The 20,868-nt window shown below is 70.2% G+C and carries 34 protein-coding genes and 3 pseudogenes; 36 read left to right on the top strand and 1 reads right to left on the bottom strand.

The annotated features are described in order from the left end of the window. The 33 genes and pseudogenes from tuf to truA all read left to right on the top strand — a co-directional run. A partial coding sequence (gene tuf, locus VG869_15530) for an elongation factor Tu (GenBank protein ID HEV3452595.1) occupies window positions 1-132 on the top strand: 132 nt, incomplete at its 5' end. Window positions 133-142: 10 nt separating this feature from the next. Beyond that, window positions 143-469 carry a 30S ribosomal protein S10 gene (gene rpsJ / locus VG869_15525; GenBank protein ID HEV3452594.1) on the top strand — a complete coding sequence of 109 codons (327 nt, stop codon included), beginning with the start codon at window positions 143-145 and terminating at the stop codon, window positions 467-469. Between the two features lie 235 nt (window positions 470-704). Then, window positions 705-1,388, top strand: a complete 684-nt coding sequence (rplC, locus tag VG869_15520) for a 50S ribosomal protein L3 (protein ID HEV3452593.1) — start codon at window positions 705-707, stop codon at window positions 1,386-1,388. Next, window positions 1,385-2,059 (top strand): 50S ribosomal protein L4, encoded by a 675-nt coding sequence (gene rplD / locus VG869_15515; protein HEV3452592.1) that lies wholly within the window; start codon window positions 1,385-1,387, stop codon window positions 2,057-2,059. Before rplC ends, rplD begins: the two co-directional genes overlap by 4 nt. Next, window positions 2,056-2,349, top strand: a complete 294-nt coding sequence (gene rplW, locus VG869_15510) for a 50S ribosomal protein L23 (GenBank protein HEV3452591.1) — start codon at window positions 2,056-2,058, stop codon at window positions 2,347-2,349. The genes rplD and rplW overlap by 4 nt, the downstream gene beginning before the upstream one ends. Before the next feature lies 1 nt (window position 2,350). Beyond that, window positions 2,351-3,187, top strand: coding sequence for a 50S ribosomal protein L2 (gene rplB / locus VG869_15505; protein HEV3452590.1), 837 nt, complete (start codon window positions 2,351-2,353; stop codon window positions 3,185-3,187). 15 nt (window positions 3,188-3,202) lie between these two features. Next, on the top strand, window positions 3,203-3,484 hold the full coding sequence (rpsS, locus tag VG869_15500; protein ID HEV3452589.1) for a 30S ribosomal protein S19: 282 nt from the start codon (window positions 3,203-3,205) through the stop codon (window positions 3,482-3,484). Window positions 3,485-3,486: 2 nt separating this feature from the next. Further along, the gene (gene rplV / locus VG869_15495; GenBank protein HEV3452588.1) at window positions 3,487-4,206 is read left to right on the top strand and encodes a 50S ribosomal protein L22; all 720 of its coding nucleotides are present in this window, start codon (window positions 3,487-3,489) and stop codon (window positions 4,204-4,206) included. Then, a pseudogene (gene rpsC, locus VG869_15490) lies at window positions 4,206-4,826 on the top strand (30S ribosomal protein S3). The gene rplV and the pseudogene rpsC overlap by 1 nt, the downstream one beginning before the upstream one ends. A 332-nt stretch (window positions 4,827-5,158) precedes the next feature. Then, window positions 5,159-5,575, top strand: coding sequence for a 50S ribosomal protein L16 (rplP, locus tag VG869_15485; GenBank protein HEV3452587.1), 417 nt, complete (start codon window positions 5,159-5,161; stop codon window positions 5,573-5,575). Next, entirely contained in the window at window positions 5,575-5,796 is a 222-nt protein-coding gene (gene rpmC, locus VG869_15480) for a 50S ribosomal protein L29 (protein HEV3452586.1), read from the top strand. Before rplP ends, rpmC begins: the two co-directional genes overlap by 1 nt. Then, the gene (rpsQ, locus tag VG869_15475; protein HEV3452585.1) at window positions 5,793-6,068 is read left to right on the top strand and encodes a 30S ribosomal protein S17; all 276 of its coding nucleotides are present in this window, start codon (window positions 5,793-5,795) and stop codon (window positions 6,066-6,068) included. Before rpmC ends, rpsQ begins: the two co-directional genes overlap by 4 nt. Beyond that, window positions 6,065-6,433 (top strand): 50S ribosomal protein L14, encoded by a 369-nt coding sequence (rplN, locus tag VG869_15470; GenBank protein HEV3452584.1) that lies wholly within the window; start codon window positions 6,065-6,067, stop codon window positions 6,431-6,433. The genes rpsQ and rplN overlap by 4 nt, the downstream gene beginning before the upstream one ends. After that, window positions 6,433-6,756 (top strand): 50S ribosomal protein L24, encoded by a 324-nt coding sequence (gene rplX, locus VG869_15465; GenBank protein HEV3452583.1) that lies wholly within the window; start codon window positions 6,433-6,435, stop codon window positions 6,754-6,756. The genes rplN and rplX overlap by 1 nt, the downstream gene beginning before the upstream one ends. Then, window positions 6,756-7,325 carry a 50S ribosomal protein L5 gene (gene rplE, locus VG869_15460; GenBank protein ID HEV3452582.1) on the top strand — a complete coding sequence of 190 codons (570 nt, stop codon included), beginning with the start codon at window positions 6,756-6,758 and terminating at the stop codon, window positions 7,323-7,325. The genes rplX and rplE overlap by 1 nt, the downstream gene beginning before the upstream one ends. A gap of 10 nt (window positions 7,326-7,335) precedes the next feature. Further along, on the top strand, window positions 7,336-7,521 hold the full coding sequence (locus VG869_15455; GenBank protein ID HEV3452581.1) for a type Z 30S ribosomal protein S14: 186 nt from the start codon (window positions 7,336-7,338) through the stop codon (window positions 7,519-7,521). Window positions 7,522-7,533: 12 nt separating this feature from the next. Next, on the top strand, window positions 7,534-7,938 hold the full coding sequence (gene rpsH / locus VG869_15450; protein ID HEV3452580.1) for a 30S ribosomal protein S8: 405 nt from the start codon (window positions 7,534-7,536) through the stop codon (window positions 7,936-7,938). Between the two features lie 8 nt (window positions 7,939-7,946). Beyond that, window positions 7,947-8,486, top strand: a complete 540-nt coding sequence (gene rplF, locus VG869_15445) for a 50S ribosomal protein L6 (protein ID HEV3452579.1) — start codon at window positions 7,947-7,949, stop codon at window positions 8,484-8,486. Window positions 8,487-8,496: 10 nt separating this feature from the next. Beyond that, a complete protein-coding gene (rplR, locus tag VG869_15440; GenBank protein ID HEV3452578.1) occupies window positions 8,497-8,850 on the top strand; it encodes a 50S ribosomal protein L18 in 354 nt (117 codons plus the stop codon). A gap of 79 nt (window positions 8,851-8,929) precedes the next feature. Then, window positions 8,930-9,466: pseudogene (gene rpsE / locus VG869_15435) on the top strand (30S ribosomal protein S5). Then, entirely contained in the window at window positions 9,466-9,648 is a 183-nt protein-coding gene (gene rpmD / locus VG869_15430; protein ID HEV3452577.1) for a 50S ribosomal protein L30, read from the top strand. The pseudogene rpsE and the gene rpmD overlap by 1 nt, the downstream one beginning before the upstream one ends. Before the next feature lie 7 nt (window positions 9,649-9,655). Continuing rightward, window positions 9,656-10,147, top strand: coding sequence for a 50S ribosomal protein L15 (gene rplO / locus VG869_15425; GenBank protein ID HEV3452576.1), 492 nt, complete (start codon window positions 9,656-9,658; stop codon window positions 10,145-10,147). A 36-nt stretch (window positions 10,148-10,183) separates the two neighbouring features. Beyond that, on the top strand, window positions 10,184-11,497 hold the full coding sequence (secY, locus tag VG869_15420) for a preprotein translocase subunit SecY (GenBank protein ID HEV3452575.1): 1,314 nt from the start codon (window positions 10,184-10,186) through the stop codon (window positions 11,495-11,497). Continuing rightward, window positions 11,490-12,185 carry an adenylate kinase gene (locus VG869_15415; GenBank protein ID HEV3452574.1) on the top strand — a complete coding sequence of 232 codons (696 nt, stop codon included), beginning with the start codon at window positions 11,490-11,492 and terminating at the stop codon, window positions 12,183-12,185. The genes secY and VG869_15415 overlap by 8 nt, the downstream gene beginning before the upstream one ends. Then, window positions 12,182-12,934, top strand: coding sequence for a type I methionyl aminopeptidase (map, locus tag VG869_15410; GenBank protein HEV3452573.1), 753 nt, complete (start codon window positions 12,182-12,184; stop codon window positions 12,932-12,934). Before VG869_15415 ends, map begins: the two co-directional genes overlap by 4 nt. Before the next feature lie 151 nt (window positions 12,935-13,085). Continuing rightward, window positions 13,086-13,310 (top strand): translation initiation factor IF-1, encoded by a 225-nt coding sequence (gene infA / locus VG869_15405; GenBank protein ID HEV3452572.1) that lies wholly within the window; start codon window positions 13,086-13,088, stop codon window positions 13,308-13,310. 13 nt (window positions 13,311-13,323) lie between these two features. Continuing rightward, window positions 13,324-13,437 (top strand): 50S ribosomal protein L36, encoded by a 114-nt coding sequence (gene rpmJ, locus VG869_15400; protein HEV3452571.1) that lies wholly within the window; start codon window positions 13,324-13,326, stop codon window positions 13,435-13,437. Between the two features lie 10 nt (window positions 13,438-13,447). After that, window positions 13,448-13,828: a 30S ribosomal protein S13 gene (gene rpsM, locus VG869_15395; GenBank protein ID HEV3452570.1), complete on the top strand. Its 381-nt coding sequence runs from the start codon at window positions 13,448-13,450 to the stop codon at window positions 13,826-13,828. Further along, window positions 13,828-14,226: a 30S ribosomal protein S11 gene (rpsK, locus tag VG869_15390; protein ID HEV3452569.1), complete on the top strand. Its 399-nt coding sequence runs from the start codon at window positions 13,828-13,830 to the stop codon at window positions 14,224-14,226. Before rpsM ends, rpsK begins: the two co-directional genes overlap by 1 nt. Next, window positions 14,226-14,849 carry a 30S ribosomal protein S4 gene (gene rpsD / locus VG869_15385; protein HEV3452568.1) on the top strand — a complete coding sequence of 208 codons (624 nt, stop codon included), beginning with the start codon at window positions 14,226-14,228 and terminating at the stop codon, window positions 14,847-14,849. Before rpsK ends, rpsD begins: the two co-directional genes overlap by 1 nt. Window positions 14,850-14,899: 50 nt before the next feature. Further along, entirely contained in the window at window positions 14,900-15,835 is a 936-nt protein-coding gene (locus tag VG869_15380) for a DNA-directed RNA polymerase subunit alpha (protein ID HEV3452567.1), read from the top strand. Between the two features lie 4 nt (window positions 15,836-15,839). Then, window positions 15,840-16,187 (top strand): annotated as a pseudogene (gene rplQ / locus VG869_15375) (50S ribosomal protein L17). Then, on the top strand, window positions 16,187-17,002 hold the full coding sequence (truA, locus tag VG869_15370; protein ID HEV3452566.1) for a tRNA pseudouridine(38-40) synthase TruA: 816 nt from the start codon (window positions 16,187-16,189) through the stop codon (window positions 17,000-17,002). The pseudogene rplQ and the gene truA overlap by 1 nt, the downstream one beginning before the upstream one ends. Here truA and VG869_15365 read toward each other — a convergent pair. Then, a complete protein-coding gene (locus VG869_15365; protein HEV3452565.1) occupies window positions 16,984-18,492 on the bottom strand; it encodes an alkaline phosphatase family protein in 1,509 nt (502 codons plus the stop codon). The two genes, truA and VG869_15365, sit on opposite strands and share 19 nt — an antisense overlap. A gap of 125 nt (window positions 18,493-18,617) precedes the next feature. On the opposite strand from VG869_15365, the gene rplM reads away from it, so the two are divergent. Genes rplM through glmM form a run of 3 tightly spaced genes read left to right on the top strand, consistent with a single transcriptional unit; the run spans window position 18,618 to window position 20,860 of the window. Beyond that, entirely contained in the window at window positions 18,618-19,067 is a 450-nt protein-coding gene (gene rplM, locus VG869_15360; GenBank protein ID HEV3452564.1) for a 50S ribosomal protein L13, read from the top strand. A gap of 13 nt (window positions 19,068-19,080) precedes the next feature. After that, the gene (gene rpsI / locus VG869_15355; protein HEV3452563.1) at window positions 19,081-19,473 is read left to right on the top strand and encodes a 30S ribosomal protein S9; all 393 of its coding nucleotides are present in this window, start codon (window positions 19,081-19,083) and stop codon (window positions 19,471-19,473) included. 31 nt (window positions 19,474-19,504) lie between these two features. Beyond that, a complete protein-coding gene (glmM, locus tag VG869_15350; GenBank protein HEV3452562.1) occupies window positions 19,505-20,860 on the top strand; it encodes a phosphoglucosamine mutase in 1,356 nt (451 codons plus the stop codon). Window positions 20,861-20,868: the final 8 nt, after the last annotated feature.

Genomic DNA, 20,868 nt, shown 5'->3' with positions numbered 1-20,868 from the left:
ATGCCCGGCGACAACACCGAGATGACCGTCGAGCTCATCGCGCCGATCGCCATGGAAGAAGGGCTCCGCTTCGCCATCCGAGAAGGCGGCCGCACCGTCGGCGCCGGCCGCGTCGCCAACATCACCACGTAGAGGAGCTCGGATGGCGGACTCGAGGGGCCAGAAGATCCGGATCCGGCTCAAGGCGTACGACCACGAGATCATCGACCAGTCCACGAAGAAGATCGTCGAGACCGTGGTCCGCACCCAGGCCAAGGTCCGAGGGCCGGTCCCGCTCCCGACCGAGATCCGACGCTTCACCGTCATCCGCTCGCCCCACGTCGACAAGGACTCCCGCGAGCACTTCGAGATGCGCATCCACAAGCGTCTCCTCGACATCGTCGACCCGACCAGCAAGACGGTCGAGTCGCTCCAGCGCCTCGACCTGCCGGCCGGCGTCGACATCGAGATCAAGATCCAGCAGGCCTGACCCGCCTGGCTGGCCGAACCGGCGGTCAGGTAAGGTGGACGGCCCGCCGGCCCCGTCGGGCGCCGGCGTCGCCCACCTGACCGAGTTCGCCAACCGACGTCCGCGCACGCCCTTGGGAACGGCGCGGCACAACCGAACCGCACGCTCCCGCCGGCACCGGCCGTCCCCCGCCCGGACCGGGGGAGCGTTCGCGTGAGGGCATCAAGACGCCAGCAGAGCAAGGACCACGACGACCATGGCCGGCAAGGGCATCCTCGGGCGCAAGCTCGGCATGACCCAGGTCTGGGACGCCGAGAACCGGGTCATCCCGGTGACGGTCATCCAGGCCGGGCCCTGTCGCGTCGTGCAGCTGAAGACCCCCGAGCGGGACGGCTACGCCGCGGTCCAGCTCGCCTTCGGGACCGCGAAGCCCGCCCGGCTCACGAAGCCGGCCCTCGGGCACCTCGAGGCCGCCAACGCCGAGCCCGCCCGTCACCTCGCCGAGCTCCGGGTCGAGGACCTCTCCGCCTTCGAGGTCGGGCAGGTGCTGGCCGCCGACATCTTCGTGGCCGGGGAGCGCGTCGACGTGACCGGCATCAGCAAGGGCAAGGGCTTCACCGGCGTGATGCAGCGGCACAACTTCAAGGGCCAAGGCGCCAGCCACGGCACCCACAAGAAGCACCGGGCCCCGGGATCGATCGGGGCCTGCGCCACCCCGGCCCGCGTCTTCAAGGGCATGCGCATGCCCGGGCAGCACGGGAACCGCAGCGTCACGACCCTCAACCTCGAGGTCGTCGAGGGCGACGCCGAGCGGGGCCTCCTGCTCCTGAAGGGGTCGGTGCCGGGCCCGGCCGGCGGCCTGGTCTTCGTCCGCAACGCCGTGAAGGGCCCGCCGGCATCGCCGCCCCGGTCTGACGCCGTCCCGGCGGAGCGCACATGAACCTCGACGTCACCTCGGTGTCGGGCGCGAAGGCCGGCAGCGTCGAGCTGCCCGAGTCGCTCTTCGGGATCGTCCCGAACGTTGCTGTCCTCCACCAGGTGGTCACGGCCCAGCTCGCGCACCGCCGGGCTGGCACCCACGCCACGAAGACCCGCTCGGAGGTTTCCGGCGGGGGGGCCAAGCCGTGGCGCCAGAAGGGGACCGGGCGGGCGCGCCAGGGCTCCATCCGGGCCCCCCAGTGGCGAGGGGGCGGCGTGGCGCACGGGCCGAAGCCGCGGGACTACGCCCAGCGGACGCCGAAGAAGATGGTGCGGCTCGCCCTGCGCTCGGCGTTGTCCGACCGGGCCGCCGAGCACCGCGTGAAGGTGGTCGACGCCTGGGGGATCGAGGAGCCGAAGACCGCCCGCGCCCTCGAGGTGCTCGACGGACTCGGGCTCCGCCCGGCCGGCGAGCGGCCCCCGCGGGTGCTCCTCGTGCTCGACCGGTCCGAGGACGCGGTCTGGAGGTCGTTTCGCAATCTCAAGCACCAGGTCCAGATCGTGCTGCCCGAAGAGCTGAACGCGCACGACATCGTCGTCAACGACTGGCTGGTGTTCAGCCGGGCCACCCTCGACGCCGCCGTGGCGAGGCTCGCGCCCGCGGCCCCCGAGCCGGAGAGCGAGCCGGCATGAGCCGGGACCCGCGCACCGTCATCATCCGCCCCGTGGTCTCCGAGAAGGCGTACGCCCACTACGACGCCGGCGTCTACACGTTCGTCGTCGCCGGCGACGCCAACAAGATCGAGATCAAGCGAGCCGTCGAGGCGATCTTCAACGTGACGGTGACCAACGTGAACACCCTGAACCGGTCGGGGAAGCGCAAGCAGAACCGACGCACCGGGACGTGGGGTACCCGCTCGGCCCAGAAGCGGGCGGTCGTGTCCCTCGCTCCGGGCGACCAGATCGAGATCTTCGGGGGCTGACGTGCCGATCCGCAAGCGCAAGCCCACCAGCCCGGGACGCAGGTTCCAGACCGTCTCCGACTTCGCCGAGGTCACCCGCGACCGTCCCCAGAAGTCGCTGACGCGCCCGAAGCGCAAGACCGGGGGTCGCAACGCCGCCGGACGGATGACCGCCCGACACCGGGGAGGCGGTCACAAGCAGAAGTACCGCGTCATCGACTTCAAACGCGACAAGGACGGTGTCCCGGCCAAGGTCGCGGCCATCGAGTACGACCCCAACCGCAACGCCCGCATCGCGCTGCTCCACTACCGCGACGGCGAGAAGCGCTACATCGTCGCCCCCGCCCACGTGGCCGTCGGCGACCTCCTCGAGAGCGGCCGCGGCGCCGAGATCCGCCCCGGCAACGCGATGCCGCTGCGGTTCATCCCCGTCGGCACCACCGTCCACAACGTCGAGCTGAAGCCGGGCGCCGGCGCCAAGCTCGGTCGCGGCGCCGGCGCTGCCATCCAGCTCGTGGCCAAGGAAGGCGATTTCGCCACCCTGCGGCTCCCGTCCACCGAGATGCGGCGGGTCCCCATCGACTGCCGGGGCACCGTCGGCGCCGTCGGGAACGCCGAGGCGACCCTCGTGAAGCTCGGCAAGGCGGGCCGGAACCGGTGGCGGGGCAAGCGGCCGCACACCCGCGGGGTCGCCATGAACCCCGTCGACCACCCGCTCGGCGGCGGTGAGGGCAAGAGCTCCGGGGGTCGACACCCGGTCTCGCCGTGGGGCAAGCCCGAGGGGCGGACCCGCCGCAAGGGCAAGAAGTCGGACCAGCTGATCGTGCGCCGCCGCCGCAGCCGCGGCGCCCGCCGGTAGGCAGGAGGAGGCACCGTGCCGCGCAGCCTGAAGAAGGGCCCCTTCGTCGACCTGCACCTCGCCAAGAAGGTCGACGCGATGAACTCGGCCGGCGACCGCAAGGTCATCAAGACCTGGTCCCGACGATCCACGATCACCCCCGAGATGGTCGGTCACACCATCGCCGTGCACGACGGGCGCAAGCACGTCCCCGTCTACATCAGCGAGGCGATGGTGGGTCACAAGCTCGGGGAGTTCGCGCCCACCCGGACGTTCCGGTACCACGCCGGCCAGGAGCGCAGCGGGAGGCCCCGGTAGCCGTGGCCGACACCGACACGCGGTCCACGACCGCCCGACTGCGGTACGTGCGCACCTCTCCGCCGAAGATGCGGCAGGTGCTCGAGCTGATCCGCGGCCAGGACGTCGAGACGGCTCGCGACACGCTCCGCTTCTGCGAGCGGGCGGCGGCTCGCGACGTCGTCAAGCTGCTCGACTCCGCGGTGGCCAACGCCGAGCACAACGACCAGATCCCCGAGGAGGAGCTCTTCGTCGCTCGCGCCCACGCCGACGAGGGGCCAACACTGAAGCGGTGGCGTCCCCGCGCCCGCGGGCGAGGGGTTCGAATCCGGAAGCGGACCAGCCACATCACGATCGTGCTGTCCCGCTTCGCCGGCGAGGACCTCGAACGTCGCCGCCGGGCTGACGCCGCCAGCGGTCGGCGGGCACGTCGGCCCGCCCGGCGCCGCCCGGCCGCCCCGCCGCCCGAGGAGCTCGAAGCCGCCCCGGAGGAGGAGCTCGAGGCCGCGAGCGGCGACGCCGCCGCGGCAACGCCCGAGGCCGACACGGCCGCACCCGCGGCGGCCGCCCCGGCCGCGACCACGGCGAGGAAGCCGACGGCTAAGCAGACGACGGCGAGGAAGACGACGGCCAAGAAGACGACGGCCAAGAAGGCCACGGGCACCACGAAGAAGGCCGGCGAGCCGGCCAAGCAGGCGACGCCCCGGAAGCGGCGTCCGAACAAGCCGAAGGACGAGGACTGATGGGCCAGAAGGTCAACCCGTACGGGTTCCGCCTCGGAATCACCACCGACTGGAAGTCCCGGTGGTTCGCCGACCACAAGGAGTACACGGACAGCCTCATCGAGGACTGGCGGATCCGGGACTATCTCCGCCGCCAGCTGCCGCACGCCGCCGTGAGCCGGGTGGAGATCGAGCGCACCCGCGACCGGCTCCGCGTCGACGTGTACACGGCCCGTCCCGGGATCGTCATCGGCCGGCGAGGCGCGGAGGCCGACCGGCTCCGCCAGGGTCTCTACAAGATCACCGGTAACCCGAAGATCCAGTTCAACATCCAGGAGATCAAGCAGCCCGAGCTCGACGCCACCCTCATCGCCCAGGGGGTCGCCGACCAGCTGGCCGGGCGGGTCTCGTTCCGTCGGGCCATGAAGCGGGCGGTCCAGACCGCCATGAAGGCGGGCGCCCAGGGGATCCGAGTCCAGTGCGGGGGCCGCCTCGGCGGCGCGGAGATGTCCCGAAAGGAGTGGTACCGGGAGGGCCGGGTGCCGCTCCACACGCTCCGGGCCGACCTCGACTACGGCCAGGCTGAGGCGCGCACCACGTTCGGTCGCATCGGCGTGAAGGTCTGGATCTACAAGGGCGAGATCCTCCCGTACCGGTCGGCGGCCGACGACAAGATCAGCCGCGAGGCGGCGATGGCGGTCGGCGAGACCGCCGGTGGCGAGGCGGCGCCGCGCCGACGGGTGATCAGCGCCGGTGGCGGACGCCGTCGGCGTGACGAGACGGTCGAGGTCCCCGTCGAGGCGACGGCCGAGGTCGGACCCGACGAGGCGACCCCTCTCGTCAAAGAGGCCGACCCCGAGCTCGAGCGGCTCCTCGCCGAGGAAGAGGAGATCGAGCGTCGTACGCGCCAGCACCACGAAGCGCCGAAATTCCATTCCGACGACGAATGACGCGGAAGCCCTGAGGTCCCAGCATGTTGATGCCACGCAAGGTCCGCCACCGGAAGGTGCAGCGCGGCCGCCGCACCGGAACGGCCAAGGGTGGAACGCGCGTCAACTTCGGCGACTACGGCATTCAGGCGCTCGAGGCCGGATGGATCACCAACCGCCAGATCGAGGCGGCCCGCATCGCGATGACCCGCTACATCAAGCGCGGCGGGAAGGTCTGGATCAACATCTTCCCGGACAAGCCGGTGACCCAGAAGCCCGCCGAGACCCGGATGGGCTCCGGCAAGGGCAACCCGGAGCACTGGGTCGCGGTCGTGAAGCCGGGCCGGGTCATGTTCGAGCTCGCCGGCGTCCCGGAGCAGACCGCCCGTGACGCCATGCGCCTCGCCATGCACAAGCTCCCGATCAAGACCCGCTTCGTCGTCCGCCAGGAGGAGGCGTGATGAAGGCCGCCGAGCTCCGGGAGCTCAACGACGCCGAGCTGGCGAACCGGCTTCGCGAGTTCCGGGAGGAGCTGTTCAACCTGCGCTTCCAGAACGCCACCGGCCAGCTCGAGAACTCCACCCGAGTCGGCGATGTGCGCAAGGACATCGCGCGCTGCGAGACCCTGCTGCGAGAGCGTGAGATCGTCGCGGCCGAGGCGTTGAAGGAGAACCAGGCATGAGCCAGCCCGACGTACCGCCTCGCCCCAACCCCCGGAAGGTCCGCGAGGGTCTCGTGGTGTCCTCGAAGATGGACAAGACGGTCGTCGTCGCGGTCACGGACCGGGTGCGCCACGGTCGCTACGGGAAGACGGTGCAGCGCACCCGGAAGCTGTACGCGCACGACGAGTCCAACGACGCGCGCGAGGGCGACCGCGTCCGGCTGACCGAAACCCGCCCGCTCTCACGGAGCAAGCGCTGGCGGGTCGTCGAGGTGTTGGAGCGGGCGCGGTGATCCAACAGGAATCCCGCCTCAAGGTGGCCGACAACTCCGGCGCGCGCGAGGTGCTGTGCATCAAGGTGCTCGGGGGCACTCGGCGCCGGTATGCCGGCATCGGCGACATCTTCGTGGCCACCGTGAAGGACGCCGTGCCCGGCGCGACGGTGAAGAAGGGCGAGATCGTCAAGTGCGTCGTCGTCCGGACCAAGAAGGAGCGCCGCCGTGCCGATGGCAGCTACATCCGATTCGACGAGAACGCGGCCGTCCTGATCAACGACCAGCTCCAGCCGCGTGGCACGCGAATCTTCGGCCCCGTGGGCCGTGAGCTCCGGGACCGTCGGTTCATGCGGATCGTCTCCCTCGCGCCGGAGGTTCTGTGATGCCGTCCCGAACCAAGATGCGGCTCAAGAAGGGCGACCAGGTGCTGGTGCTGTCGGGCAAGGACGTCGGCAAGCAGGGCGCGATCACGCGCGTGCTGCCGGACCGGAACATGGTCATCGTCGACGGGATCAACGTCGCCAAGAAGCACCAGCGCTCCACCCGGGCGACCATGCAGGGCGGCATCATCGACAAGGACATGCCGATCGACGCGTCGAACGTGGCGATCGTCTGCTCCGCCTGTGGCCCCACTCGGATCGGCTACCGGTTCGACGACGAGGGATCGAAGCGCCGCGTGTGCAAGAAGTGCGGACGGGATCTGTGATGAGCGCCATTCGACAGGCGCCGCGCCTCAAGGCTCGGTACGACGAGGAGCTGCGCCCACAGCTGCTCCGTGAGCTCGGCATGAGCAACGTCATGGAGGTGCCGCGGCTGGCGAAGATCGTCATCAACTGCGGTGTGGGTCGGGCCACCCAGCAGGCCTCACTCCTCGACGGCGCGGTCACGGACCTGACCGTGATCACGGGCCAGAAGCCGCTGGTGACGAAGGCGAAGAAGTCCATCGCCGGCTTCAAGTTGCGGGCCGGGAACGCCATCGGAGCCAAGGTGACGCTCCGCGGCGACCGCATGTGGGAGTTCTACGACCGGCTCGTCAGCCTCGCCATCCCGCGCATCCGGGACTTCCGCGGGATGAACGCGGACTCCTTCGACGGGCGCGGCAATTACACGTTCGGAGTGACTGAGCAGCTGATCTTCCCCGAGATCGACTACGACAAGATCGACACGGTGCGAGGCATGGACATCACCCTCGTGACGACCGCCACCACCGACGCCGCCGGGCGCGCGCTGCTGCGGGCGCTCGGCTTCCCGTTCCGCCGAGACTCAAACCAGTAGGGAGCTCCCATTGGCCAAGAAGGCATTGATCCAGAAGCAGCAGCGGAAGCCCAAGTTCGCCGTGCGTGCGTACACCCGGTGCCGGAAATGCGGTCGCGCGCGCTCGGTGTACCGGAAGTTCGGGCTCTGTCGGATCTGCTTCCGGGACTTGGCCCACGCCGGGGAGATCCCCGGCGTGACGAAGGCGTCGTGGTGAGGGGGTGAGCCGATGACGATGACCGATCCGATCGCCGACATGCTCACCCGCATCCGGAACGCCAACGTCGCGTTTCACGACGAGGTCGTGATGCCATCGTCGAAGGTCAAGGTCGCGCTCGCGAACCTCTTGGTCCGTGAGGGCTACATCCGGAACTACGCTGTCGAGGACGACACCGAGCGGCCTGGCGGCAAGCTGCGGATCGTCATGAAGTACACGCCGGATCGGGAACGCACGATCTCGGGGCTGCGCCGGGTGTCGAAGCCCGGGCTGCGCGTGTACACGAAGGCGACGGACGTTCCCCGCGTCCTCGGCGGGATGGGCATCGCCATCCTGTCGACGAACCAGGGTCTCATGACCGACCGGGAGGCGCGCCAGCGCAAGGTCGGCGGCGAGATCCTCTGTCACGTCTGGTAGGAGCGATCGTGTCCCGCGTCGGCAAGGAACCGATCCCGATCCCCACCGGGGTGGACGTCACCCTCGACGACGGCCAGGTGGCCGTCAAGGGTCCCCGTGGTGAGCTCGCCCGCCGGACGCCGACACAGATCAGGATCGCCCGCGACGGAGACCAGCTCGTCGTGACCCGCCCCGATGACGAGCGCGAGAACCGTGCCCTGCACGGGCTGGTGCGGTCCCTCGTCAACAACATGGTGGTGGGGGTGTCCGAGGGGTTCGCGCGCGAGCTCGAGATCGTGGGCGTGGGATACCGGGTCACCGCCCAGGGGCCGACCCATCTGGAGCTCCAGGTGGGCTTCTCGCGACCCATCCCCGTGGAGGCTCCGGAAGGGATCACGTTCGAGGTCCCCTCGCCGACGCGGATCACCGTGCGGGGCTGCGACAAGCAGCTGGTCGGACAGGTGGCCGCTGACATCCGCAAGATCCGCAAGCCCGAGCCGTACAAGGGCAAGGGCATCCGCTACGCCGGGGAGCGCGTCCTGCGCAAGGCCGGGAAGTCAGCGAAGTAGGGACGGAACGATGCTGCAGAGGGTCTCGGCCCGCCGCCGCCGGCACCAGCGGGTGCGCAAGCACGTCCGCGGGACGGCGGCGCGGCCCCGACTGTCGGTCTTCCGGTCGAGCCGGCACATCTACGCGCAGCTGATCGACGACGTCCACGGCCAGACCTTGGCCGCGGCGTCGACGATGGAGCCGGCGGCGCGGACGGCGCCGACGGGCAACGTCGAGGCGGCGAAGGCGGTCGGCCGGCGCGTCGGGGAGCGCGCGAAGGCCGCGGGGATCATCCGCGTCGTCTTCGACCGCGGCGGGTTCCAATACCACGGAAGGGTCGCGGCGGTCGCGGAGGGGGCACGCGAGGCGGGCCTGGAGCTGTAGTCGTGGAGTCGCTGACAGGCCGCGCCGCCGGCGCGGGCACGCCGAGATCTCGAAAGCAGGATGACTGATGGCTGAAGGGCAGTACGAGGAGCGGGTGATCGCGATCAACCGCGTCGCCAAGGTCGTGAAGGGCGGGCGCCGGTTCTCGTTCACCGCGCTCGTCGTCGTCGGCGACGGCGAGGGCAACGTCGGCCTGGGGTACGGCAAGGCGAAGGAGGTTCCGGCCGCGATCCAGAAGGGCATGGAGGAGGCCAAGAAGAACCTCTTCCGCGTCCCGCTCGCGGGGTCGACGATCACCCACGTCGTGCTCGGCGCGCATGACGCCGCACGGGTGCTGCTGAAGCCCGCCGCCCCCGGCACCGGGGTGATCGCCGGCGGCGCCGCCCGGGCGATCCTGGAGGCGGCCGGGGTGCACGACGTCCTCGCGAAGTCACTCGGGTCCTCGAACGCGATCAACGTGTCGCGGGCGACCATCCAGGGTCTCCGGGCCCTGAAGCGCCCCGAGGCGGTGGCGCAGCTGCGCGGCAAGTCGCCCGAGGAGGTCAGCTCCGCCGGGATGCTGCGCGCGTACCGGGAGCGTCAGGCGCCCAAGCATGAGATCGCGGAGGTCAAGTGATGGCTGCTGCCTTGCGAATCACCCAGATCCGCTCGTCGATCGGAGCCAAGCCCAAGCAGCGGGGGACGCTGCGGGCGCTCGGCCTGCGTCGCCTGCACCAGACCGTCGAGCTGCCCGACCGCCCCGAGATTCGGGGGATGATCGAGCGGATCCCACATCTCGTCACGATCGAAGAGGTCTGAGATGCCGATCAAGATCCATGACCTGAAGCCGCCCGCGGGGTCGAAGCGCGCGCCGCGCCGGGTCGGGCGAGGCATCGGCGGCAAGGGAGGGAAGACCGCCGGTCGTGGCATGAAGGGCCAGGGCGCTCGCGACACCGTGAAGCCGGGCTTCGAGGGGGGCCAGACCCCGATCGCGCGGCGGACGCCGAAGGCGAAGGGCTTCCGGAACCCGTTCCGGGTTGAGTACGCGGTCATCAACCTCGACGCCCTCGACGGCTTCGATGCGGGGGCAACCGTCGATCCGGACGCCCTTCGGGCTCGCGGTCTGGTCGCCAAACGCGGCCTCGTCAAGGTGCTCGGGCGCGGTGCGCTGACCACGGCCCTCACGGTGCGCGCGCACGCGTTCTCCGAAGCGGCCAGGCGGGCGATCGAGGCCGCGGGTGGCCAGACCGAGGTCCTGCCGGCCCCGTGGGGCGACCGCCGCCCGCCGGCGCGGGGCAACGCGCTCACCAATCGGTAGGCTGTCGGCCGCCGTCGCCAGGAGGATCCTCCCCGAATGCTCGCCCGGCTCAAGAACATGTTCCGGGTCGCCGACCTCCGGAACAAGATCCTGTTCACGCTGCTCATCGTGGCCGTGTACCGGATCGGCGCCCACCTCCCAGTTCCGTATGTCGACTTCCACGCGATCAAGCAGCTGCAGTCGTCCGCGAAGAACAGCGGGGTCGTCGGGTTCCTCGACCTGTTCTCGGGCGGTGCGATCACCAACGTCGCGATCTTCTTCCTCGGGATCATGCCGTACATCACGGCGTCGATCATCATGCAGCTGCTGGGGGTGGTGATCCCGAAGCTCGAGGAGTGGCAGAACGAAGGGCAGACGGGCCAGAAGAAGATCACCCAGTGGACCCGGTACCTGACCATCGGGCTCGCGCTCGTGCAGTCCACCGGGTTCGTCTTCGCCCTGCACGCGGGCAACGGCGGCCTGTTCGGGCTGAGCGCCAGCCTGCCGAAGGGCGTCGACTTCATCCCGCACTTCGACACCCCCCGCGCGGCGTTGATCGTACTGGTCTGGACTGCCGGCACCGCCCTCGTGATGTGGCTCGGTGAGCTCATCTCCCAACGCGGCATCGGGAACGGCATGTCGATCCTGATCTTCGCGTCCGTCGTCTCGCGCCTGCCGTCCCAGGGCGGCGCGATCTACAGCCAAGGCAGCAAGTTCCAGTTCTTCACGATCCTCCTCATCGGCGTGGCCATGATCGTCGGGATCGTGTTCGTCGAGCTTGGGCAGCGCCGAATACCGGTCCAGTTCGCGAAACGCGTCGTCGGCCGCCGCATGTACGGCGGCCAGAGCACCTACATCCCGCTGAAGGTCAACCAGTCTGGGGTGATCCCGGTCATCTTCGCCAGCTCGATCCTGGCGTTCCCGGCGCTGATCGCGTCTGCGCTCGGCAACAGCGGTCACGGCATCCAGGCCTGGATCAACAACAACCTGGTGGCCCGCCAGAGCTGGTTCTACATCCTCTTCTACACGATCCTCATCATCTTCTTCGCGTACTTCTACACCGCCATCGCCTTCAACCCCCAGCAGCAGGCCGACATCATCCGCAAGCAGGGCGGCTTCATCCCGGGCATTCGCCCGGGACCGCCGACCGAGCGGTACCTGGCGAAGACCCTGAACCGGATCACGATGCCGGGCTCGCTGTTCCTCGCCACCATCGCCGTCGCGCCGCTCCTGGTCTTCGCGCTCTGGAACATCAGTCAGTTCCCCTTCGGGGGGACCGCGCTGCTGATCACCGTGGGCGTGGCGCTGGAGACGATGAAGCAGATCGACAGCCAGCTCATGATGCGCAACTACGAAGGCTTCCTTGCCTGATCTTCCGACGCAGGCGAGAGGTCCCCGGCTCGTCTTGCTCGGGAAGCAGGGTGCCGGCAAGGGAACGCAGGCCGTTCGCCTCGCCGAGCACTATGGCATCGAGCACCTCGCGACCGGCGACCTGTTCCGGGAAGCCGCCGCGGCCGGAAGCGATCTCGGGCGCGAGGTGAAGAGCTACATGGACAAAGGGTTCCTCGTCCCCGACGACATCGTGGTCGGCGTCGTCGACGAGCAGCTCCACCTCGACGACCGAGCCGCGCAAGGGTTCGTGCTCGACGGCTTCCCGCGCACACGGCACCAGGCCGAGGAGCTCGATCACATCCTTGGTCCGTACCAGCTGGACCTGGCCGTCGACCTCGACGTGCCGACCGAGGTCGTCCTGCACCGCATCGCCGGTCGCCGGGTGTGCTCGAACTGCGGCGCCCTGTACCACCTCGACAACCCACCCGAGAGCGACTGGACCTGTGACGTGTGCGGCGGCGAGGTGGTGCAGCGGGAGGACGACCAGCCCGAGGCGGTGATGCGCCGGCTCGAGCTCTACGAGATGAAGACGCTGCCGGTGATCCAGTTCTACCGACGCGCCGGCATCCTCGCCCACGTCGACGCCAGCGACGAGACCGAGGAGGTCTTCAAGCGCCTGGTCGAGCTCGTCGACTCCTACTTCGATCCTGGCTCCCGGGCGCTGTGATCACGCGCAAGTCACCCGAGCAGATCGCCCTCATGCGGCGGGCCGGCAAGGTCGTGGCCGAGATGCACGAGGAGTGCATCCGAGCGGCGAAGCCCGGCAGCACCACCGCCGACGTCGACGCCGTCGCCCGAGACGTCATCGAGCGGCGCGGCGCCCGATCCAACTTCCTCGGCTACCACGGCTTCCCGGCCGTGGTCTGCACCTCGCCGAACGACGTGATCGTGCACGGGATCCCGAGCGACGAGGTCGTGCTCGAGGAGGGCGACATCCTCTCGATCGACTGCGGCGCCATCATCGAGGGCTGGCACGCTGACGCCGCCCTCACGATCCCGATCGGCGACGTCGACGACGAGTCGAAGCGGCTGATCGAAGTCACCCGGTCCTCGCTCGAGGCTGCGATCGACCACGTCGTCGAAGGCGAGCGCCTCGGCGACATCGGCGCCGCCGTCGAGGAGGTGGCGACCGGCGCCGGCTTCAGCGTGGTCCGCGAGTACGTCGGGCACGGGATCGGCACCGCCATGCACGAGGAGCCGCAGGTGCCGAACTACGGCCCCCCGGGCCGGGGGCTCAAGCTCAAGGAGGGGCTGGTCCTCGCCATCGAGCCGATGGTCAACGCCGGCGGCCCCGAGACCGAGGTGCTGAGCGACGGGTGGGCCGTGGTCACCCGGGACGGCCGCCGCTCGGCCCACTTCGAGCACACGGTCGCCGTCACCGACCACGGGCCCGAGGTGCTCACGCTGCCCTGGTAGCCCGACCGCGCCGCCCGCGGGAGGCGATTTCACCCGCTCCCCGGGATCCGATAGTCTGGACGGGCTCCGCGCGAGTTCTCGGGTTCTTGCGCGCCTGCACGCCGTCCATCCAACCCGAGCCGATGCCCGAGTAGATGAGGCGGTGGAGGCCCTGGCCAAGCCCAAGGACGACACGATCCTGGTCGAGGGGACGGTCGTCGAGCCGCTCCCGAACGCCATGTTCCGGGTCGAGCTCGAGAACGGCCACCGGGTGCTCGCCCACATCTCCGGGAAGATGCGGATGCACTACATCCGCATCCTCCCGGGCGACCGGGTCCAGGTCGAGTTGACGCCGTACGACCTGAGCCGCGGCCGGATCACCTACCGGTACAAGTAGCCGAGAGACTCCGATGAAGGTTCGACCGTCGGTCAAGAAGATGTGCGAGAAGTGCAAGATCATCCGTCGGCACGGGGTCGTGCGCGTCATCTGCGAGAACCCCCGCCACAAGCAGCGACAAGGCTGAGGACCGAGAGATGGCACGCATCGCTGGCGTCGACGTCCCTCGAGAGAAGCGGCTCGAGGTGTCCCTTACCTACATCTACGGCATCGGTCGGCCCACGGCCCACCTGGTCTGCGACCAGGCCGGGCTGTCGCGCGACACGCGCGTCCGTGACTTGACCGACGACGAGGTCGCCAAGCTGCGGACGATCATCGACGGAAACCTCAAGGTGGAGGGGGACCTCCGCCGTGAGGTCGCGGCGAACATCAAGCGCAAGATCGAGATCGGCAGCTACGCGGGCGTTCGGCATCGCCGCGGCCTCCCGGTGCACGGTCAGCGGACCCGAACGAACGCCCGCACCCGGAAAGGCCCGAAGAAGACCGTGGCCGGCAAGAAGAAGGCGAGGAAGCACTGATGGCCAAGCCGGCAGCTGGCGGTCGGCGGCCGAAGCGGCGCGAGCGCAAGAACATCGCCTACGGCGTCGCGCACATCAAGTCGTCGTTCAACAACACGATCATCACGATTACGGACCAGCAGGGGAACGCCATCGCCTGGGCCTCCTCCGGCAACGTCGGCTTCAAGGGCTCGCGGAAGAGCACACCCTTCGCGGCGCAACTCGCCGCCGAGACCGTGGCGCGACGGGCGATGGAGCACGGCGTGCGCAAGGTCGACGTCCTCGTCAAGGGTCCCGGCTCGGGCCGCGAGACCGCCATCCGCACGATCCAGAACACCGGCATCGAGGTGGTCGGGATCAAGGACGTGACGCCCATTCCGCACAACGGCTGCCGTCCGCCGAAGCGTCGGAGGGTCTGATGGCCCGTTACACGGAGGCCGTCTGCAAGCTCTGCCGCCGCGAGCGCATGAAGCTCTTCCTGAAGGGCGCCAAGTGCGACACGCTGAAGTGCCCGGTCGAGCGCAAGCCGTACCCGCCTGGTGAGCACGGCCGCGGCCGGATCCGCGAGAGCGAGTACCTGCTCCAGCTGCGCGAGAAGCAGAAGGCACGGCGGATCTACGGCGTGTTCGAGCGCCAGTTCCAGAACCTCTACCGGGAGGCGAACCGCCAGCCCGGCATCACCGGCGAGAACCTGCTGCGGATGCTGGAGCAGCGCCTGGACAACGTCATCTTCCGTGCCACCTTCGCCGCCAGCCGCAACCAGGCCCGGCAGTTCGTCCGCCACGGCCATGTCCTCGTGAACGGGAAGCGAGTGACGATCCCCTCCTACCAGGTGCGCGAGGGCGACGTGCTCACACTCGGTCCGAAGGCTCAGCACAACATCGTCATCCGACACAACCTCGACACTCTCGATCGCGCGGTTCCGGCGTGGCTCGACGTGAGCTCGGAGCGGCTGGAGGCGACCGTCCGCGGCGCCCCGCTGCGCGAGCAGATCGACGTGCCCGTCCGCGAGCAGCTGATCGTCGAGCTCTACTCGAAGTAAGTGAGGCGGCCCCGCCCGTGGGCCACGATCCGTCCCGGAAGTGAAAGACCATGCTGATCATCCAACGACCCGAAGTTGAGGCCGGCGAGGCTGAGGGCAACACCCAGTCGTTCGTGATCTCGCCGCTCGAGCCCGGCTTCGGGCACACGCTCGGCAACAGCCTCCGCCGAACCCTGCTGTCGTCGATCCCGGGTGCCGCCGTCACCCAGGTGCGTTTCGACGAGGCGCTGCACGAGTTCGACACCATCCCCGGTGTGAAGGAGGACGTCACCGACCTCATCCTCAACGTGAAGGACCTTGTGCTGCGGTCCTTCAGCTCGGAGCCGGTCACGCTGCGGCTCGACAAGCGCGGCCCCGGTGACGTGCAGGCGCGCGACATCCAGACCACCGCCGACGTCGAGATCCTGAATCCCGACCTGCACCTCGCCAGTGTCAACGCGAAGGGCCGGCTCGCCATCGACCTGACCGTCGAGCAGGGTCGCGGCTACCTGTCGGCGGAGCGGAACAAGCGCACGTCGACCATCGGGGTGATCCCCGTCGACGCGATCTTCTCGCCCGTCCGACGGGTCGCGTTCTCGATCGAGCCGACGCGCGTCGAGCAGGCGACGAACTACGACCGGCTGACCATCGAGATCGAGACTGACGGCTCGATCTCGCCTCGGGAGGCCCTCGCGTCTGCGGGGGAGACCCTCCGGGGGCTCGTCGGGCTCGTCGCCAGCCTGTCCGAGGCCCCCCAGGGTCTCGAGCTCGGCGAGGTCTCGCCGGCCACCGCCGCGTCGCCCGACCTCGAGCTGCCGATCGAGGAGCTCGACCTCTCCGAGCGTCCCCGCAACTGCCTGAAGCGAGCGCGGGTCGACACCATCGGGCAGCTGGTCCAGAAGAGCGAAGACGACCTGCTGGCGATCACGAACTTCGGGTCGAAGTCCCTCGAGGAAGTGCTCCAGAAGCTCGACGAGCGGGGCCTGTCGCTGCGCGTGAAGGAGTAGGGGCGTGCCGACTCCGACGAAGGGGCCCCGTCTCGGCAAGGACCCGGCCCACCAGCGGCTCCTGCTCGCGAACCTGGCCGCTCACCTCTTCGAGGCCGAGGCCATCGTGACGACGGAGGCGAAGGCGAAGGCGCTGAGGCCGTACGCCGAGCGCCTGATCACGAAGGCGCGTCGCGGCTCGGTGCACGACCGGCGCCAGGTCGTGGCGAAGCTCCACGACAAGGCCGTGGCCCACAAGCTGTTCGGCGAGATCGCGCCCCGCTACGCGGAGCGCCCCGGTGGGTACCTTCGGATCTTGAAGCTTGGCCCACGCCCGGGAGACAGCGCGCCGATGGTGCGCATCGAGCTGGTGTGACCCTGTTCGACGCCGGTGCGCCGGCGTCGCGCCCCCGGGCCTCGACCGCCCGCATCAAGCTCGTCATCGCCTACGACGGGACCGCGTTCCACGGGTTCGCGGCCCAGCCCGAGGTCCGCACCGTCGGGGGGGTGCTCACCGAATCGCTGACCCGGGTGCTGAGCGTCCCACCCGAGCAGCTCGGCCTGGCGTGCGCCGGCCGGACCGACCGGGGGGTGCACGCCTGGGGCCAGGTCGTGAGCCTCGACGGACCGCCCGACTGCGACCTCGAGGGGCTGCGGGAGTCCCTGAACCGCATGAACGGCCCCGAGGTGGTCGTGCGGCACGCCGAGCACGTCGGCGACGACTTCGACGCCCGCCGGTCTGCCCGTTGGCGGACCTACCGCTACACGATCGTGAACCGCCCCGAGCCGGACCCCTTCCTCGCGCGGTACGCCTGGTGGGTCGCCGAGCCACTCGACGTGGGCCTGCTGCGCCTCGCCGCCGACCCGTTCGTGGGCGAGCACGACTTCGCCGCCTTCTGCCGACGCGCGCAGCGCGGGACGACGGTGCGGCGCGTGCTCGAGTCTCGGTGGCACCCGCCCGATGGAGGCATCCTCTCGTACGAGATCCGGGCGCGTGCCTTCTGCTGGCAGATGGTGCGCGCCATCGTGGGCACCCTCGTCGAGGCCGGGTCCGGGCGCCGTCGACCCGGTGACGTCCTCGGCACGCTGCGCTCCCTCGACCGAGCACGCGCCGGCCAGCTCGCGCCGGCCCACGGCCTCTGCCTCTGGGATGTCGGCTACGAGGCGGCTCAGCCGTCCTCGAGGTAGAGGAAGCCGTAGCCCTCGTCGCGGAACCGCAGCCCGGCCTCGCGCAGCGTGACGTCCCAGTCGCCCGTCACGCCGGGGTCGTTCTCCTCCATGCCGTGATCGGCCACCAGGACAAACGCGGTGTCGTCGAGGATCCCTGCCGCGTCGACGGCTCGGATCACCTCGCCCATGCGGCCGTCGGTATCCCGGACCGCGGCGGCGGCGATCTCCGAGTAGGGACCACCGGCGTGCATGGCCGCGTCGGTCAGCGTGAAGTTGCAGAACAGGAACGTCGGGACGGGGAACGATTCCCCTCGGAACTCCCCGCCGAGGATCCCCGTCGCCTGCTCCACACCGGCGTGGTCGACGATCGTGGACCACCGGTAGTCCTTGCTGGGGCGCACGAACCGCTCGGTGGTGTGCGGCAGCCCCTCCTTGGCCGCCGGAGCCGGGCTCTCCCCTCGCCGGAAGGCGTCGAAGGTGGACCACGACGCACCGACGTCGCACGGCTCGTCGACCGACGCCGTGAACACGTCGGGCCGACAACGCCGCAGCACGCTGTGCACCGATTCGACGTCGCGGAAGGCGTGCCGCATGGACCACGGCCACGTGGCCGACGAGTTCGTGATGACCTGCTGACCGGTCCGTCGGTCGAACCAGGCGTTGTGGAGAACCCCGTGACGACCGGGCAGTCGACCGGTGAGCACCGACGTGTGGTTCGCGAGCGTGACCGTCGGGAGCCCCGACAGGGCGCCGTGCCCGTAGGCCGTGCCCGAGTCGATCAGCCGGGCGACGTTCGGCGCCTCGCCCCGCCCGGCCATGTCGTACAGGACGTTGGCGTTGGTGCCGTCGAACAGGAAGGCCACGACGTGCCGCGGTCGCCCCATCGACACGTCCAGGGCGTCGTCGCGCACCTCTCCGTCCTGGCCGCGCAGGTGTCGGCCCTCATCGTCGGGCGGCACGCCGAGCAGCTCGAGGATCGTCGGCGCCACGTCGACGAGGCGCGCTCCTCGGCTCACGAGGCCCTGGCGACGCACGCCGCGCCCGGCGAGCACCAGGGGCGCGCGGGCCTGCACGATCCCAAGCGACCCGTGCTCGCCCCGGTGGCCACCCTGGTCCTCCCAGTTGTGGTCGGCGGAGTGGATCACGCACAGGTCCGGGGCCGCGGGATGGTCGAAGAGCTGTGCCACCTGCTCGAACGCGTCCGGGTACGCGTTGTCGGCGCGCCGTGGGTGGGGGTGCGCGCGCTCCTCGGCCAACGGGCAGAACTTCTCCACCGAGCGATCGGCGAAGGGGTCGAGACCCTCGACCCCGAGGACCGCGAACCCGTCCTCCCCACGGCGGAACCGGATCGCACCCTCGTGGGATCGGGCCTCGTAGGCGTCGTCGGCCGCCAGGAGCACCATGTCGACGATCGGGTCGAGGGCCGCGTCGGTGAGCACCTCGAGCGCCCGCTCGGCGACGGCACGGCGCTCCGGGGCGAGCCAGGATGGCGAGCCCGCCGTGGTCACGCATGGAGGGTAACGGGCCGGGACGGGCCGATTGCCCGGTCCCTCCCCCCGTCGGTAAGATTTGACTCCCCGTTCACGGGCCGGCCGCGGCCATGGGACGGGCTCCGATCCACGAGGCCGGGACCGTGCGTACCTTCCAGCCAAAGCCTGCCGACATCGAGCGCGCCTGGCACGTCGTCGACGCTGACGGCGCCGTGCTCGGACGGCTCGCGACCGAGGTCGCGACGCTGCTGCGCGGGAAGCACAAGGCGACCTGGGCTCCGCACGCCGACGTCGGTGACCACGTCATCGTGGTCAACGCCGGACGGCTCGACGTCGGCCCCCGCAAGGCCCAAGCGAAGCGGTACTGGCGTCACTCCGGGTACCCGGGCGCGATCCGCAGCGAGAACCTCGAGCGCCTCCTTGCCCGCGCCCCGGTCGAGGTCGTGCGGCGCGCCGTGCGGGGGATGCTGCCGAGAGGTCCGCTCGGCCGCCGGCTGCTGCGGCGGCTCCGCGTCTACCCGGGCCCGACGCATCCCCACACCGCCCAGCAACCGAAGGCCCGCACCCTGAGCTCGAGCCGGACCCGAGCCTGACCACCGAGCGACGATGCCCAAACCCCTGATCCAGACCACCGGCCGCCGAAAGGAAGCCGTCGCGCGGGTTCGGCTGCGCCCCGGGAGCGGGAAGCTCGTCATCAACGGACGTCCGATCGAGCGCTACTTCACGATCCTCACCCACGTCCAGCGGGCGACCGAGGCGCTCCGGCTGACCCAGACCGCCGACGTGTACGACGTGGAGGCCACGATCGGCGGGGGCGGGGTCAGCGGACAGGCGGGCGCGCTCCGGCTCGGCATCGCGCGCGCCCTCGTGAGCCTCGACGACGAGCTGCGTCCCCAGCTCAAGAAGGCGGGACTGCTCGTGCGCGACGCGCGCGAGAAGGAACGGCGCAAGTACGGCCTCAAGAAGGCCCGCAAGGCGCCCCAGTACTCGAAGCGGTAGTGCGTCGCCACGCGGCGCCGCGTTGCGAGCCGTGACTCTTCGCTTCGGGACCGACGGCATCCGCGGTGTCGCGAACCGCGAGCTGTCGCCTGAGCTCGTCACGGCCCTCGGACGAGCGGCAGCTCGCGTCCTCGGCACCGACCGCCCGTTTGTCGTCGGCCGTGACACCCGCCGATCCGGCCCGATGATCGAGGCCGCCCTCGTGACCGGCATCTGCGCCGAGGGTGCCGACGTGCAGCTCGCCGGCGTCGTGCCCACACCGACCGTGGCCTACCTCGCCGCCCAGCAGGGAACGCCGGCCGCCGTCGTCTCGGCCAGCCACAACCCGTTCGAGGACAACGGCATCAAGCTGTTCGCCGCCGGCGGTCAGAAGATGGCCGAGGCGCTGGAGCGGCGCATCGAGCAGGAGCTGCGAGAGCTGGCGGTCACCACCCCGCCGCCGGGTCTGGACGGGCGCAACGTGGGCGTGGCCCAGCCGATCCGCAATGCGGTCGACGTGTACGTCGGCCATGTCGTCGGGGTCCTCGAGGGGCGGACCCTGGAGGACCTCCGGGTAGTGCTCGACTGCGGGAACGGCGCCGCCTTCCGCACCGCACCGAAGATCCTTCGGGAGCTCGGAGCCAAGGTCGACGTGATGAACGCCGCCCCCGACGGGACGAACATCAACGCCGGGTGCGGCTCGACCGACCCGAGCGGGCTCCAGGACGCCGTCGTGGCGTCGGGCGCCCGAGCCGGGCTGGCCTTCGACGGCGACGGCGACCGTGTCATCGCGGTCGACGAGCGCGGCAGCCTCGTCGACGGCGACCAGATCATGGCCATCTGCGCCCTCGACATGGCTGAGCGCGACCGCCTTCGCAACCGCGCCGTCGTCGGGACGGTCATGTCGAACCTCGGTCTCCGCAAGTGCCTCGAGAGCCACGACATCGCGTTCGTCGAGGTGCCGGTCGGGGACCGGTACGTGATGGACGAGCTCGAGCGCCGAGACCTGTCGCTCGGCGGCGAGCAGTCTGGGCACATCATCTTCCGGGATCATGAGCGCACCGGGGACGGTGCGCTCACGGGCGCTCTCCTCCTCGACGTGGTCGTCGGGACGGGCCACTCGCTGTCGCTCCTCGCCGGCGTCATGCAGCGGTTTCCGCAGGTCCTCCGCAACGTGCCCGTCCGGGACCGGGCTGCGCTCGACGAGGCCGGGCAGTTCTGGGAGGAGGCCGCGTCCATCGAGCGCGACCTCGAACCGGATGGGCGCGTGCTCGTGCGACCCTCCGGCACCGAGGCGGTCGTGCGCGTCATGGTCGAGGCACCGAGCCTCGAGCAGGCCGAGCTCATGGCCGACCGCCTCGTCGGCGCGGTCCAGCGCGCCTGCGGTGCTCCCGCACAGCCCGCGTAGGCTGATCT

The sequence above is a fragment of the Acidimicrobiia bacterium genome (assembly GCA_035948415.1).
Taxonomy (GTDB): Bacteria; Actinomycetota; Acidimicrobiia; order IMCC26256; family PALSA-555; genus PALSA-555.
This window is presented reverse-complemented; position numbering and strand designations above follow the sequence as displayed.